Source organism: Mesorhizobium sp. ESP-6-4, from assembly GCF_020164735.1.
GTDB lineage: Bacteria > Pseudomonadota > Alphaproteobacteria > Rhizobiales > Rhizobiaceae > Mesorhizobium.
The window spans coordinates 181,647-195,453 of sequence record NZ_JAIUGS010000003.1; the positions used below are offsets into that span (position 1 = coordinate 181,647).

Here is a 13,807-nt window from a genome sequence, read left to right on the forward strand (position 1 = left end):
AGGTCACGCCCGATGATCGAAGATTCGCCCTTTGTCGCAGCCGCGCCCGTGCTGGTGCCAATGCCCGCCGAACGGCCCTATACCTATGCCGTGCCGCCCGGCATGCGCGTGGTGCCGGGCTCGATCGTGCGCGTGCCGCTCGGGCCGCGCCAGGTCGCGGGCATCGTCTGGGACGGCGCCGTCGAAACCGTCGATACGAAGAAATTGCGGCCGATCGAGGAGGTGTTCGACTGCCCGCCGATCGACAGGGCGATGCGCCGCTTCGTCGACTGGATCGCGCAATACACGCTCTCTGCCCCCGGCATGGTGGCGCGCATGCTGCTCAGAGCTCCCGAGGCTTTCGACCCGGAGCCGTGGATCGAAGGGCTGCAGCGCACGCTGGCCGGACCCGACCGGATGACCGACGCGCGGCGGCGCGTGCTCGAGACGGCCGAAGGCGGGCTTGCCTGGACGCGCTCGGGGCTGGCGCATGCCGCGGGCGTCTCCTCGACCGTCATCGACGGGTTGCGGGCACAGGGCGTGTTCGAGACGGTGATGATCCCGCCGCGTCCGGTGGTGGCGGCGCCCGATCCCGGCCATGCCATGCCGGAATTGATGCCTGACCAGAAAGCGGCGGCGGACAAGCTGCGCGCCGCTGTCGCCGCCGATGCCTTCAACGTCACGCTGCTCGACGGCGTCACCGGCTCCGGCAAGACGGAAGTCTATTTCGAAGCGGTGGCAGCGGCGCTCGACAATGGCAGGCAGGTGCTCATCCTGTTGCCGGAAATCGCGCTGACGCATGCCTTCCTGGAACGTTTCCAGGACCGGTTCGGCGCCAAGCCGGCGGAGTGGCATTCCGACCTGCCGCCGCGGATGCGCGAACGCGTCTGGCGCCAGATCACGGAGGGCGGCGTGCGCGTCGTCGCCGGCGCGCGTTCGGCGCTGTTCCTGCCGTTCAAGGAACTCGGCCTGATCGTCGTCGACGAGGAGCACGATCCCGCCTACAAGCAGGAAGACCGCGTCTTTTATAATGCGCGCGACATGGCGGTGGTACGCGGCCATATCGGTGGTTTCCCGGTCGTGCTCGCTTCGGCGACGCCCTCGGTGGAAAGCCGGGTCAATGCCAGCCAGGGCCGCTACGATCGGGCCGTGCTGTCGTCGCGTTTCGCCGAGGCAGCGCTTCCCGACCTCAAGTCGATCGACATGCGGCGCTCCCCGCCGGCGCGCGGCGGCTTCCTGTCGCCGGTCTTGCTGGAGCAGATGCAGCGCACGCTGGAGAGGAAAGAGCAGTCGCTGCTCTTCCTCAACAGGCGCGGTTATGCGCCGCTGACGCTCTGCCGCGTCTGCGGCCACCGCTTCGGCTGCCCGGTCTGCTCAGCCTGGCTGGTCGAGCATCGCTTTCGCGGCCAGCTCGTCTGCCATCATTGCGGCCATAACGAGCGGCGGCCGGAAGCCTGTCCGGAATGCGGCACGCTCGACCATCTGGTGGCATGCGGCCCAGGCGTCGAGCGCATCGCCGAGGAAGTGGTCGGGCATTTCCCCGATGCCCGCACCATCGTGCTGTCGTCCGATCTTCTGGGCGGCGTACGCCGGCTCAGGCTCGAGCTCGAGGCGGTCGCCAATGGCGAGGCCGATATCGTGATCGGCACGCAGCTGGTCGCCAAGGGTCATAATTTTCCCGGCATGACGCTGGTCGGCGTGGTCGATGCGGATCTGGGATTGGCCAATGGCGATCCGCGCGCCGCCGAGCGCACTTTCCAACTGCTCAGCCAGGTGACGGGCCGCGCCGGCCGCACCGGCAAGAAGAGCCTCGGCCTCCTGCAGACCTACCAGCCGGACCATCCGGTGATGCGGGCGATCGTCTCGGGCGATTCGGAAGCGTTTTACGAGCGCGAGATCGCCGAGCGCGAACGGGCGGCGCTGCCGCCCTTCGGCCGGCTCGCCGGCATCATCGTCAGCGCCGCGACACGCGGCGAGGCGGAAAGCCATGCACGGGGGTTAAGGCGCGCGGCGCCGCAGGCTACCGATCTCTTCGTGCTCGGTCCGGCAGAGGCGCCATTGTCGCTGATCGGCGGGCGGCACCGCTTTCGGCTGCTGGTGCAAGGCGAACGGCGCGCGGACATGCAAGGCTTTATTCGGGCCATGTTGGCGAATGGACCGAAGCTGCGCGGCTCGGTCAGGGTGCAGGTCGACATCGACCCGCAGAGCTTTTTGTGAGTTTGCGGAATTACTCGCTCTCGGTGAAGGGGTTCAGGTGAGGTACATCGAGAATCGCGAAATGCCGGACATTGGCCGTTAAGACGGACATGCCGTTCAAACGGGCAGTCGATGCGATCATTATGTCGGCCAAGCCAGGACTGAAGCCTTTGGCGATTGCGGCGTCTTCCAGTTTCCCAGCGTCTCGGGCGATTGCGACATCTACTGGCAGAATGCGCTGGTCGAATTCCGTCAGTAATCGTTCGAACCAGTCGCCGATACGCGCCGCCTTCGAAGTTGCACCCGATCGTTTCAGTTTCGCGATACCTTTTTCCAACTCTAAAACGACAATGGACGACATGTGCCAGGAGCTGCGCTCCCGCTGTTCGTCGACCCAGGTCAGTACGTGTGGCGGAAGCGGAGGACGGTCAGGCGCAAAGGCCGATAAGAACGACGTATCCAGTAAGTAACCGCTCAAAGGTCGACGTCCCGCGACGGCGATTCGTTTCGCTCAAATTCGATACCGCCAGGGTACTGAAGCAGGAAGTCGATAAAGGCTTTTTGGCTGCCCTGCGGATAAAGCTTTCGCCCCTCATCAATCGGAACAACCATGGCAATCGCTTTGCCATGCCTGGTGATGGTCGTAGGCTCACCGTTTCCCGCGGCTTCGACGAGCGCCGACAGCCCTGCCTTAGCCTCCCGAAGCTGGACGGTTTTCAAGGTTGCCTCTCTTGTAGTCTCGTGTAGTCACAATATAGAGATTATATAGGAAGGGAGCAAGTCCAGATGAAAACCCTTGGCCTTCTCGGCGGCATGAGTTGGGAATCGACGGCGATCTATTACCGCCTGCTCAACGAGATCCTGCGCGAGCGGCTGGGCGGGCTGCATTCGGCTAAGCTGCTGTTGTGGTCGTTCGATTTCGCCGAGATCGCCGAACGCCAGCATGCCGGCGACTGGGAAGGCGCCGGCGCTCTTCTGGTGGAAGCCGCGCGCAAGCTGGAGGCGGGCGGCGCCGAGGGCCTGGTGATCTGCACCAACACCATGCACAAGCTCGCCGACGCGGTGCAGTCGGCGATATCTATCCCGCTCATCCACATCGCCGACGCCGCGGCGCAGGCTGTCGTCGATGGCGGCGTGAAGCGGCCGGCGCTGCTGGCAACGCGCTTCACCATGGAGCAGGATTTCTACAAGGGACGGCTCGCGGAGAAATACGGCCTGCAGCCGATCGTGCCCGACCAGGCCGGCCGCGACATGGTGCATCGGGTGATCTATGACGAGCTCTGCCAGGGCATCGTCAGGCCCGAATCGAAGTCCGCCTATCTCGACGAGATCGGCCGGATGCGGCGCGTTGACCGGGTGGACGGCGTCCTCATGGGATGCACCGAGATCACCATGTTGATCGGCCAGGGCGATTTCGACATTCCGGTCTTCGACACGACGCGCATCCATGCCGCGGCCGCGGTCGATTTCGCGCTCGCCTGATGCGCTGTACCTAATGTGCCCGCCGTCCTCTGGCGCGCCTTCATTCCCTGGCTAGAATGCCGCTGTTTCAGAACAAGAAATAAGAGGGGGATTTTATGGACTTCGCGTTTCCGTGGCCCGCCAGCCAGGGTGAGTGGCTGGCCTGGTCGAGCGCCGTCGTGACCTTGGCGCTCGGCCTATTCCTGTTCCTGGCGCCGGGGCTTGCGTTTCGCGCGCTGCGCCTGCAGCCGAGGCCCGAGAAAGCGGCGGCGATCGCCGAGGGACGCGGCCGCATGTCGGGCTTTTATCTCGGCGTCAGCCTGTGCTGCATTCTTCTGGCGCAGCCGCTGCTTTACATGGCGCTGGGCTTCTCTTGGCTGTTCACCGCCTTCGGCCGGCTTCTGTCGATGATGTCGGACGGCGCCAACACCCCTTTCAACTGGGTGTCGATCGTGGTTGAATTGGCGCTGGCGGCGCTGCCGCTGGCCTTTGCCTTCGGCTTTGTACCGTGAATCCGGCGCTTGGGATCGGCGCCAGCCGCCTGATGCGACAAAAGTGCCTGAAAACCATGCCGGACGATGCATTGCGGTCTTAAAAAGCCTGTGCTAGACGGCAATCGACTTTCGACCGGGGATAGCGGAAGCCGCGCCTCCGTGCTTGGAAAAATGCAGTAAGGTCAAAGATTTAGCCAGAGTTTTCGCTCGCGCCAACAATCTGCGGCCTGTCAGACAAGAGAAAAGACGGTCCGTGGCCCAATCGTCATCGCCAATCTCAGCTGTCGCCGAACGCTATGCAGGCTCGCTATTCGAGCTTGCGCTGCAGGACAATTCAGTCGCCAAGGTCGAGGCCGACCTCGCCAGCTTCGAAGCAATGCTCAACAGCAGCGACGATCTCGCGCGGCTGATCAACAGCCCGGTGTTTTCCGGCGAGGACCAGGCAAGGGCCATCGCCGCCATCGCCGACAAGGCCCAGATCACCGGCCTGGTGGGCAATTTCCTGCGCGTCGTCGCCAAGAACCGCCGCCTGTTCGCGGTACCCGGCATGATCAAGGCATTTCGCCAGATCGCAGCCGACCATCGCGGCGAGGCATCGGCCGAGGTCACCTCGGCGCATGCGCTGACGGATGCGCAGCAGGCCGAGCTCAAGGCGACGCTGAAGAGCATCGCCGGCAAGGATGTGGCCATTGCCATGACCGTCGATCCGTCACTGCTCGGCGGCCTGATCGTCAAGATGGGCTCGCGCCAGATCGATACGTCGCTCAAAACCAAACTCAATTCGCTCAAGCTTGCACTGAAAGAGGTCGGCTGATGGACATCCGCGCCGCGGAAATTTCCGCAATTCTGAAAGACCAGATCAAGAATTTCGGCAAGGAGGCCGAGGTCTCCGAAGTCGGCCAGGTTCTGTCCGTCGGTGACGGCATCGCCCGCGTCTACGGCCTCGACAACGTCCAGGCCGGCGAGATGGTCGAATTCCCCGGCGGCATCCGCGGCATGGCGCTGAACCTCGAAGCCGACAATGTCGGCGTCGTCATCTTCGGTGCCGACCGCGACATCAAGGAAGGCGACACCGTCAAGCGCACCGGCGCCATCGTCGACGCGCCTGTCGGCATGGGCCTGCTCGGCCGCGTCGTCGACGCGCTGGGCAATCCGATCGATGGCAAGGGCCCGATCAAGGCGACCGAACGCAAGCGTGTCGACGTCAAGGCGCCCGGCATCATCCCTCGCAAGTCGGTGCATGAGCCGATGTCGACCGGCCTCAAGGCCATCGATGCGCTGATCCCGGTCGGCCGCGGCCAGCGCGAGCTGGTCATCGGCGACCGCCAGACCGGCAAGACCGCCATCATCCTCGACACGATGCTGAACCAGAAGTCGGTGCACGACAACGGCCCCGAGAAGGAAAAGCTCTACTGCGTCTACGTCGCCGTCGGCCAGAAGCGCTCGACCGTCGCGCAGTTCGTCAAGGTGCTGGAAGAGCGCGGCGCGCTCGAATATTCGATCATCGTCGCCGCCACCGCGTCCGATCCGGCGCCGATGCAGTTCCTGGCGCCGTTCACCGCCTGCACCATGGGCGAATATTTCCGCGACAACGGCATGCATGCGCTGATCAGCTATGACGATCTGTCGAAGCAGGCCGTCGCCTACCGCCAGATGTCGCTCTTGCTGCGCCGCCCGCCGGGCCGCGAAGCCTATCCGGGCGACGTCTTCTACCTGCACTCGCGCCTGCTCGAGCGCGCCGCCAAGCTTAATGACGACAACGGCAACGGGTCGCTGACCGCGCTGCCGATCATCGAGACGCAGGCCAACGACGTGTCGGCCTACATCCCGACCAACGTGATCTCGATCACCGACGGCCAGATCTTCCTCGAAACCAACCTGTTCTTCCAGGGCATCCGTCCGGCGGTGAACGTCGGCCTGTCGGTGTCGCGCGTCGGCTCCTCGGCGCAGATCAAGGCGATGAAGCAGGTCGCCGGCTCCATCAAGGGCGAACTCGCGCAGTATCGCGAAATGGCTGCCTTCGCGCAGTTCGGCTCTGACCTCGACGCGGCAACGCAGCGTCTGCTCAATCGCGGTTCGCGCCTGACCGAGCTGCTCAAGCAGCCGCAATTCTCGCCTCTCAAGGTCGAGGAACAGGTCGCGGTGATCTTCGCCGGCGTCAACGGCTATCTCGACAAGCTGCCGCTGAACCAGGTCGGCAAGTTCGAGCATGGGCTGCTCAGCCATATGCGCTCGGCCGGCAAGGACGTGCTCGACGGCATTCGCAAGGAGAAGGCGCTGTCGGACGATTTGCGCGCCAAGCTCAAGGCCGAGATCGACGCCTTCGCCAAGACCTTCGCTTGAACGAAGCTGGACGGGATCAGGTTTGAAGCATGGCTTCGTTAAAAGACCTTCGTAACCGTATCGCCTCGGTCAAGGCGACGCAGAAGATCACCAAGGCGATGCAGATGGTCGCCGCGGCGAAGCTGCGTCGCGCGCAGGAAGCGGCGGAAGCAGCCAGACCCTATTCCGAGCGCATGGGCGCGGTCCTGGCCAACATCACCCAGGCGATCGGCGGCGGCGGCGATGCCCCGGCGCTGATGACGGGCACCGGCAGGGACGATGTGCATCTGCTCATCGTGTGCACGGCTGAGCGCGGCCTGTGCGGCGGCTTCAACTCGCAGATCGCCCGCCTCGCCCGCGACCACATCCGCAGGCTGCTGGCCGACGGCAAGCAGGTGAAGATCATCTGCGTCGGCAAGAAAGGCTATGACATCCTGCGCCGCGAATACGCTTCGATGATCCTCGAGCGTGTCGACCTGCGCGAGGTGAAGACTCTCGGCTTCGCCAACGCCGATGCGATCGCGCGCAAGGTCATCCATCTCTTCAACGATGGCGGCTTCGACATCTGCACGCTGTTCTATTCGCAGTTCAAGTCGGTGATCAGCCAAATTCCGACGGCGCAGCAGATCATTCCGGCGGCCGCCGGGTCGACCGCTCCCGAGGCTACCAATGGCGGCAATGCCGTCTACGAATACGAGCCGGAGCCGGGCGAGATCCTCTCCGACCTCATTCCGCGCAACATCGCCGTGCAGATCTTCCGCGCGCTGCTGGAGAACGCGGCCGGCGAGATGGGCGCCAAGATGAGCGCGATGGACAATGCGACGCGCAACGCCGGCGACATGATCAACAAGCTGTCGATCACCTACAACCGCCAGCGGCAGGCGCAGATCACCAAGGAACTGATCGAGATCATTTCGGGCGCCGAGGCGCTCTAATCACGCCCCGCGCGGGACACCCGGCCAGCGGCGTGAACAACGGATAGACGAAAAGGGCAAAGACGATGGCGAAAGCAGCTACCCCGAAGACCGCCGCCAAGGCGGCACCGGCCCCCAAGGCGGCGAAGGCCCCGGCAGCCGCCGCTCCGGCGAAGAAGGCGGCCGCTCCGGCCAAGGCCGCGGCTTCCGCAGCCAGCGTTGCGGCCAAGCGCGTCGGCGCCGCCGGCAAGGTCCGCCAGGTCATCGGCGCCGTCGTCGACGTGCAGTTCGAGGATCACCTGCCGGCCATTCTGAACGCGCTGGAAACCGACAATGTCGGCAACCGCCTGGTGCTCGAGGTGGCCCAGCATCTCGGCGAGAACACTGTGCGCTGCATCGCCATGGACTCGACCGAAGGCCTGGTCCGCGGCCAGGAGGTCTATGACACCGGCGCGCCGATCTCGGTTCCAGTGGGTCCCGGCATGCTCGGCCGCATCATCAACGTCATCGGCGAGCCGGTCGACGAGGAAGGCCCGGTCGACGGCGTCGAAATGCGCGCCATCCACCAGCCTGCTCCGGCCTATGTCGACCAGTCGACGGAAGCGCAGATCCTGGTCACCGGCATCAAGGTTCTCGACCTGCTCGCGCCTTATGCCCGCGGCGGCAAGATCGGCCTGTTCGGCGGCGCCGGCGTCGGCAAGACCGTGCTGATCCAGGAGCTGATCAACAACGTTGCCAAGGCGCATGGCGGTTTCTCGGTGTTCGCCGGCGTCGGCGAGCGCACCCGCGAAGGCAACGACCTCTATCATGAGTTTATCGAATCGGGCGTCAACAAGAAGGGCGGCGGTGCCGGCTCCAAGGCCGCGCTCGTCTACGGCCAGATGAACGAACCGCCGGGCGCGCGCGCCCGCGTCGGCCTGACCGGCCTCACCGTCGCCGAATATTTCCGCGACCAGGGCCAGGACGTGCTGTTCTTCGTCGACAACATCTTCCGCTTCACCCAGGCGGGTTCGGAAGTGTCGGCGCTGCTCGGCCGCATTCCTTCCGCCGTGGGCTACCAGCCGACTCTGGCCACCGACATGGGCGCGCTGCAGGAACGCATCACGACCACGACCAAGGGCTCGATCACCTCGGTGCAGGCGATCTACGTGCCGGCCGACGACTTGACCGACCCGGCGCCGGCGACCTCCTTCGCCCACCTCGACGCCACGACCGTGCTCAACCGCGCGATCTCGGAAAAGGGCATCTATCCGGCCGTCGATCCGCTGGATTCCACCTCGCGCATGCTCGACCCGATGGTCGTCGGCGAGGAGCACTATCAGGTTGCCCGCCAGGTGCAGTCGATCCTTCAGCGCTACAAGTCGCTGCAGGACATCATCGCCATCCTTGGCATGGACGAGCTTTCGGAAGAGGACAAGCAGACGGTTGCCCGCGCCCGCAAGATCGAGCGCTTCCTGTCGCAGCCGTTCTTCGTCGCCGAAGTGTTCACGGGATCGCCGGGCAAGCTGGTCGACCTCGCCGACACCATCAAGGGCTTCAAGGGCCTTTGCGCCGGCGACTACGACCACCTGCCGGAAGCCGCCTTCTACATGGTCGGCGGCATCGACGAAGCGGTCGAGAAGGCGCAGCGCCTGGCGGCTGAAGCGGCATAAGAAAGCGAATAGGGAGTAGTGAGTAGTGAGTAGAGAATAGCGGTGTGATCCGGGCGGTTGCGTCCCTTCACTACTGACTACTCACTATTCCCTACCTGCTAAGGTTTACATGGCTGAAGCTTTCAAGTTCGAACTGGTCTCGCCGGAGCGGCTGCTCGTCTCCGAGCAGGTCGACTCGGTCGTCATTCCGGGCGCCGAAGGCGAGATGACGGTGATGGCGCAGCACGCGCCGGTCATGACCACCATCAAGCCCGGCGTCGTCACGGTGAAGGCGGCCAGCGGCAAGGAAGACCGCTATGTCGTGTTCGGCGGTTTCGCCGACATCCTGCCGTCCGGCTGCACGCTGCTCGCCGAATCGGCGGTGCATGTGAACGACATCGACCGTGCGGACCTCGCGCGTCGCATCCAGGAGGCCAAGGAAGACGCGGCCGACGCAAAGGACGACGAGAGCCGCAGCAAGGCGGAGCAGTTCCTCAGCCAGCTCACCACGCTGGAAGGCGCGCTGCTGCCGGCCTGAAGTCGGCTGCCGACAAGCGATTGAGAAAGGTGGGGCTTGCCCCGCCTTTTTTGTTGGTGCTTTCCGTTTGCGAAACAGTCCCGAATGCGAATGGGGTCGATCATGCCCGCGCTGCAGGTGGTGAACGGGTCGGCCGGCAAACAGTGAAGCCGTCCCGGCGCACCGTCGAGCCATGCCGGGCACAAACGCTATCCAGCCGTTCCACTCTTGTTGCCGAGCGCGGCAAGAGCCAGCTCCGGACCGCCCTGCTTGAAATGGACGAGGTGGGTGGCGACAAATTCGATCAATTTCTGCCGTTCCGAGTGACCCTTGGCAAAGCCGGCCAGATCGAACACCGCCGCCGTCATTTCTGCCGTCGGCAGATTGCGGCCGAACAGGTCGCCGAGGGCGGCATCAAGTGGATCGGTGAAGTGGCCCTCGGGCAAAGTCCTACCGCGCGCGGCGCAGGCGGCGATCCAGGCGGCGACAACCAGCGACAGATGTTCTGGCAGCAAGCCGGCCTCCAGCCGGGCGAGGGCTGAGGCGACGATGCGTTGCGGCAGCTTCTGGCTGCCGTCATTGGCGATCTGCGCAGTGCGGTGGGCGAGCGCGGTGTTGGAAAAACGTTCGGCGAGCTCGGCCGTATAGGCGCTTGTGTCGAGCCCGGCCTCCTGCGGCAGGGTTGGAATGGCCTCGGCCCAGAGCCAATCGACGAACTGCCGGATCGACGGATCGGCAAAGGCGCGGTCGACGGTGGCGTGGCCGCTGAGCAGGCCAAGATAGGCAATGCCGGAATGCGCGCCGTTGAGCAGCCTCAGCTTCATGTCCTCGAAGGGGCCGACATCCTCGACCATGGTGACGCCGAATTTCTCCCAGGCCGGCCGCCCGGCGGGAAAGCGGTCCTCGATCACCCATTGGCAGAACGGCTCGGTCATCACCGGCCACGCGTCATCGATGCTGAGCTCGCCAGCGATGCGGACGCGATCGGCGTCCGTAGTCGCCGGCACGATGCGATCGACCATGGAAGATGGAAACGCCACTTCGTCGGCGATGTGACGCGCGAGGTGGGCATCGCCTTCGCGGCTGTCTCGCAACTCGGCGAACTCGACCATCAGCCGGTGCAATGTGGCGCCGTTGGCCGGCAGGTTGTCGCAGCAGAGCACCGTGAAGGGCGGCGTGCCGGCGGCGCGGCGGCGCGCGAGCGACTCGGCGAGAAATCCATGCGCCGTCTTCGGCGATCCGGGGTTGGCGAGGTCGTGGACAATTTCGGGGTGCGCGCTGTCGAGCGTGCCGTCGGCTGCCCTGAGATAGGCCTTTTCGGTGATGGTGAGCGTGACGATGCGGATGCGCGGATCGGTGAGCGCGGCGAGCACAGCGCCCGGGCCCTCCGGAGCGACGAGCAAGGATTGGATTGAGCCGATGACCTGCAACTGTTCGCCGGCGCTGTCGCGGATTGCCAGCGTGTAGAGCCCGTCCTGCGGCTTGAGCGCATCGCGCGTGTCGGGGCTGCGCAGCGAGACGCCGATGATGCCCCAATCGCTCTCGCCATGCGCCAGACAGGCATCGACATAGGCGGCCTGATGGGCACGGTGAAAGGCGCCGACGCCAAGATGGACGATGCCGGGCGCGACAGACTTGCGGTCATAGCGAGGCACCAGAACTTCGGCCGGCAGCTCCGCAAGGGTGGCGTTGGACAGACGGCCGTTCATGGAAGCTGGTCTCCGATCGGAAAACGACGGCAGCGACGTAACACCCGCTGTCGCCGTGCACAATGGCCACGTTCCTTTCGAAAGTCATCATACAACCGCATAATATTTGTATGTTGACATTATCTCTGGCCGATCTACCAATAGCGAAGCCTGGGAGGAGCTGCGTGGCCGTATTGACCGATCCGGACCTGCTGTTCGCGCCGGAAACGCGATCATTGGCGCGCGCCCTTTACGCGGGTGTGAAGGACCTGCCGGTCGTCAGTCCGCACGGCCACACCGACCCGCGCTGGTACGCGCTCAACGAACCGTTTTCCGACCCGGCGCAGCTCTTGATCGTGCCGGACCATTACATTTTCCGCATGCTGTTCAGCCAAGGCGTGCGGCTGGAGGAACTCGGCGTCCCGACGCTCGACGGCGCACCCGTCGAAACCGACGGCCCGGCGATCTGGCGGCGCTTCGCCGAGCATTATTATCTCTTCCGCGGCACGCCCACACGGCTGTGGCTCGATCATGTGTTCGAGCATCTGTTCGACATCAGGGAGCCGCTTACCGCAGCCAGCGCCGACCGCATCTACGACACGATCGCCGCGCTGCTGCAACGCGACGACTATCGGCCGCGCGCGCTGTTCGAACGCTTCAACATCGAGGTGATCGCGACGACCGAAGGCGCGCTCGACGACCTCAAATGGCACCGGACGATCCGCGACAGCGGCTGGAAGGGCCGCGTCGTCACCGCGTATCGGCCGGACGCCGTCGTCGATCCCGATTTCGAGGGCTTCGCGGCCAATCTGGATAGGCTCGGCGAGATCACCGGATGCAACACCGGCAGCTGGTCCGGCTATCTCGAGGCGCATCGAAAGCGCCGCGCCTATTTCAAGGAGTTCGGCGCGACCTCGTCCGATCACGGTCATCCGACGGCCGAGACCGCCAATCTCTCCGACGCGGCGGCGCAGGAGCTGTTCAACCGCATCCGGCGCGGCTCCGAGGATGAGCGCGAGCGAAAACTGTTCCGAGCCCAGATGCTGACCGAGATGGCCAAGATGAGCCGTGACGACGGCCTGGCGATGCAGATCCATCCTGGATCATGGCGCAATCATTCGCCTTCCATTTTCCGGAAATTCGGCCGCGACAAGGGCTTCGATATCCCGACGCGGACCGATTATGTGTCGGCGCTGAAGCCGCTGCTCGATTGCGTCGGGCTGGAGCGCGACCTCACGATCATCCTGTTCACGCTCGACGAGACGAGCTATGCGCGCGAGCTGGCGCCGCTCGCCGGCGTCTATCCGGCGCTCAAGCTCGGGCCGGCTTGGTGGTTCCACGACAGCCCGGAAGGCATGCGCCGCTTCCGCGAGATGACCACCGAGACGGCGGGCTTCTACAACACCGTCGGCTTCAATGACGACACGCGCGCCTTCCCGTCGATCCCGGCGCGCCACGACGTGGCGCGGCGTGTCGACTGCGCCTTTCTGGCGCGGCTGGTCGCCGAGCATCGCCTCCGGGAGGAGGAGGCGCATGAGCTGGCGCGGGAGCTTGCCTACTCGCTTGCCAAGAAGGCGTACCGACTCTGAGCCGGAATATTCGTGATTTTTGAAGGGAGGAAAGACATGTTGCGTATTTCGAGATTGCTGGCGGCGACATTCGCCATCGGGTCCTTGATGATCGGAGCCGCGCAGGCCGAAACCGTCCTCCGCTCTTCGGACACCCATCCGGACGGCTATCCGACAGTCGAGGCGGTCAAATATATGGGCGAGCTGGTCAAGCAGCGCAGCAACGGGCGCTATTCGATCGAGGTCTATCATTCGGCGCAACTCGGCGAGGAAAAGGATACGATCGAGCAGACCCAGGCCGGCGTCGTCGACCTCGATCGCGTCTCCATGGGGCCATTCAACGGCATCGTGCCGGAAACCGCCGTGCCGTCGTTGCCCTACATCTTCCGCTCGGTCGAGCATATGCGCCATGTCATGGACGGGCCGATCGGCGACCAGATCCTGAAGGCGTTCGAGGCGCATGACCTTGTCGGACTCGCCTTCTACGATTCCGGCGCGCGCTCCTTCTACAACACCAAGAAGGACATCGCCTCGATGGCAGATATGAAGGGCATGAAGTTCCGCGTCATCCAGTCGGACGTCTTTGTCGACATGGTCAATGCGCTCGGCGCCAACGCCACGCCGATGGCCTATGGCGAGGTCTATTCGGCGCTGCAGACCGGCGTCATCGACGGCGCCGAGAACAACTGGCCGAGCTTCGAATCCGCCAAGCATTACGAGGTCGCCAAGCACTACACGCTGGATCAGCACCAGATCGTGCCGGAGGTGCTGGTGATGTCGAAGGCAAGCTGGGACAAGCTGGCGCCGGAAGACCAGGCGATCGTGCGCCAGGCGGCCAAGGACAGTGTCGTCAAGATGCGCGAGCTGTGGGACGCGCAGGAGAAGAAGTCGCGCGACATCGTCGAGAAAGCCGGCGTCAAGATCAGCGAGATCGACAAGCAGCCGCTGATCGACGCCATGAAGCCGGTCTACGACAAATATCTGTCGACGCCCGAGCTCAAGGACCTCGCCGCCCGTATCCAGGCGACGAAATGACC

13 protein-coding genes are annotated in these 13,807 nt (G+C 64.4%); 10 read left to right on the forward strand and 3 right to left on the reverse strand.

Features of this window, described 5'->3' with window-relative positions:
* The first annotated feature begins 12 nt into the window (after positions 1 to 12).
* Entirely contained in the window at positions 13 to 2,196 is a 2,184-nt protein-coding gene (locus LB523_RS07970; protein WP_224602079.1) for a primosomal protein N', read from the forward strand.
* Between the two features lie 10 nt (positions 2,197 to 2,206).
* Here LB523_RS07970 and LB523_RS07975 read toward each other — a convergent pair whose 3' ends face one another.
* Positions 2,207 to 2,653: a type II toxin-antitoxin system VapC family toxin gene (locus tag LB523_RS07975; RefSeq protein ID WP_224602081.1), complete on the reverse strand. Its 447-nt coding sequence runs from the start codon at positions 2,651 to 2,653 to the stop codon at positions 2,207 to 2,209.
* Positions 2,650 to 2,895: a type II toxin-antitoxin system Phd/YefM family antitoxin gene (locus LB523_RS07980; protein WP_224547359.1), complete on the reverse strand. Its 246-nt coding sequence runs from the start codon at positions 2,893 to 2,895 to the stop codon at positions 2,650 to 2,652. Before LB523_RS07980 ends, LB523_RS07975 begins: the two co-directional genes overlap by 4 nt.
* Before the next feature lie 66 nt (positions 2,896 to 2,961).
* Between LB523_RS07980 and LB523_RS07985 the strand changes: the two genes are divergently transcribed.
* The 7 genes from LB523_RS07985 to LB523_RS08015 all read left to right on the forward strand — a co-directional run bounded on the left by LB523_RS07985 (position 2,962) and on the right by LB523_RS08015 (position 9,535).
* On the forward strand, positions 2,962 to 3,657 hold the full coding sequence (locus LB523_RS07985; RefSeq protein WP_224602083.1) for an aspartate/glutamate racemase family protein: 696 nt from the start codon (positions 2,962 to 2,964) through the stop codon (positions 3,655 to 3,657).
* Positions 3,658 to 3,752: 95 nt separating this feature from the next.
* Complete coding sequence (locus tag LB523_RS07990) at positions 3,753 to 4,148, forward strand: DUF4345 family protein (RefSeq protein WP_140546140.1); 396 nt, start codon at positions 3,753 to 3,755, stop codon at positions 4,146 to 4,148.
* Positions 4,149 to 4,383: 235 nt separating this feature from the next.
* Positions 4,384 to 4,944: a F0F1 ATP synthase subunit delta gene (locus tag LB523_RS07995; RefSeq protein WP_224602086.1), complete on the forward strand. Its 561-nt coding sequence runs from the start codon at positions 4,384 to 4,386 to the stop codon at positions 4,942 to 4,944.
* Complete coding sequence (gene atpA, locus LB523_RS08000) at positions 4,944 to 6,473, forward strand: F0F1 ATP synthase subunit alpha (protein ID WP_140684186.1); 1,530 nt, start codon at positions 4,944 to 4,946, stop codon at positions 6,471 to 6,473. Before LB523_RS07995 ends, atpA begins: the two co-directional genes overlap by 1 nt.
* A 29-nt stretch (positions 6,474 to 6,502) precedes the next feature.
* Positions 6,503 to 7,387 carry a F0F1 ATP synthase subunit gamma gene (locus tag LB523_RS08005; RefSeq protein WP_224602088.1) on the forward strand — a complete coding sequence of 295 codons (885 nt, stop codon included), beginning with the start codon at positions 6,503 to 6,505 and terminating at the stop codon, positions 7,385 to 7,387.
* A 65-nt stretch (positions 7,388 to 7,452) separates the two neighbouring features.
* Complete coding sequence (gene atpD, locus LB523_RS08010) at positions 7,453 to 9,018, forward strand: F0F1 ATP synthase subunit beta (RefSeq protein WP_224602090.1); 1,566 nt, start codon at positions 7,453 to 7,455, stop codon at positions 9,016 to 9,018.
* 109 nt (positions 9,019 to 9,127) lie between these two features.
* Positions 9,128 to 9,535, forward strand: a complete 408-nt coding sequence (locus LB523_RS08015; RefSeq protein WP_224602092.1) for a F0F1 ATP synthase subunit epsilon — start codon at positions 9,128 to 9,130, stop codon at positions 9,533 to 9,535.
* 188 nt (positions 9,536 to 9,723) lie between these two features.
* Here LB523_RS08015 and LB523_RS08020 read toward each other — a convergent pair whose 3' ends face one another.
* Positions 9,724 to 11,223 carry a mannitol dehydrogenase family protein gene (locus LB523_RS08020; RefSeq protein WP_224602095.1) on the reverse strand — a complete coding sequence of 500 codons (1,500 nt, stop codon included), beginning with the start codon at positions 11,221 to 11,223 and terminating at the stop codon, positions 9,724 to 9,726.
* A 164-nt stretch (positions 11,224 to 11,387) separates the two neighbouring features.
* Between LB523_RS08020 and uxaC the strand changes: the two genes are divergently transcribed.
* Positions 11,388 to 12,791, forward strand: coding sequence for a glucuronate isomerase (gene uxaC / locus LB523_RS08025; RefSeq protein WP_224602097.1), 1,404 nt, complete (start codon positions 11,388 to 11,390; stop codon positions 12,789 to 12,791).
* Between the two features lie 36 nt (positions 12,792 to 12,827).
* Positions 12,828 to 13,805 (forward strand): TRAP transporter substrate-binding protein, encoded by a 978-nt coding sequence (locus LB523_RS08030; RefSeq protein WP_224602100.1) that lies wholly within the window; start codon positions 12,828 to 12,830, stop codon positions 13,803 to 13,805.
* Positions 13,806 to 13,807: the final 2 nt, after the last annotated feature.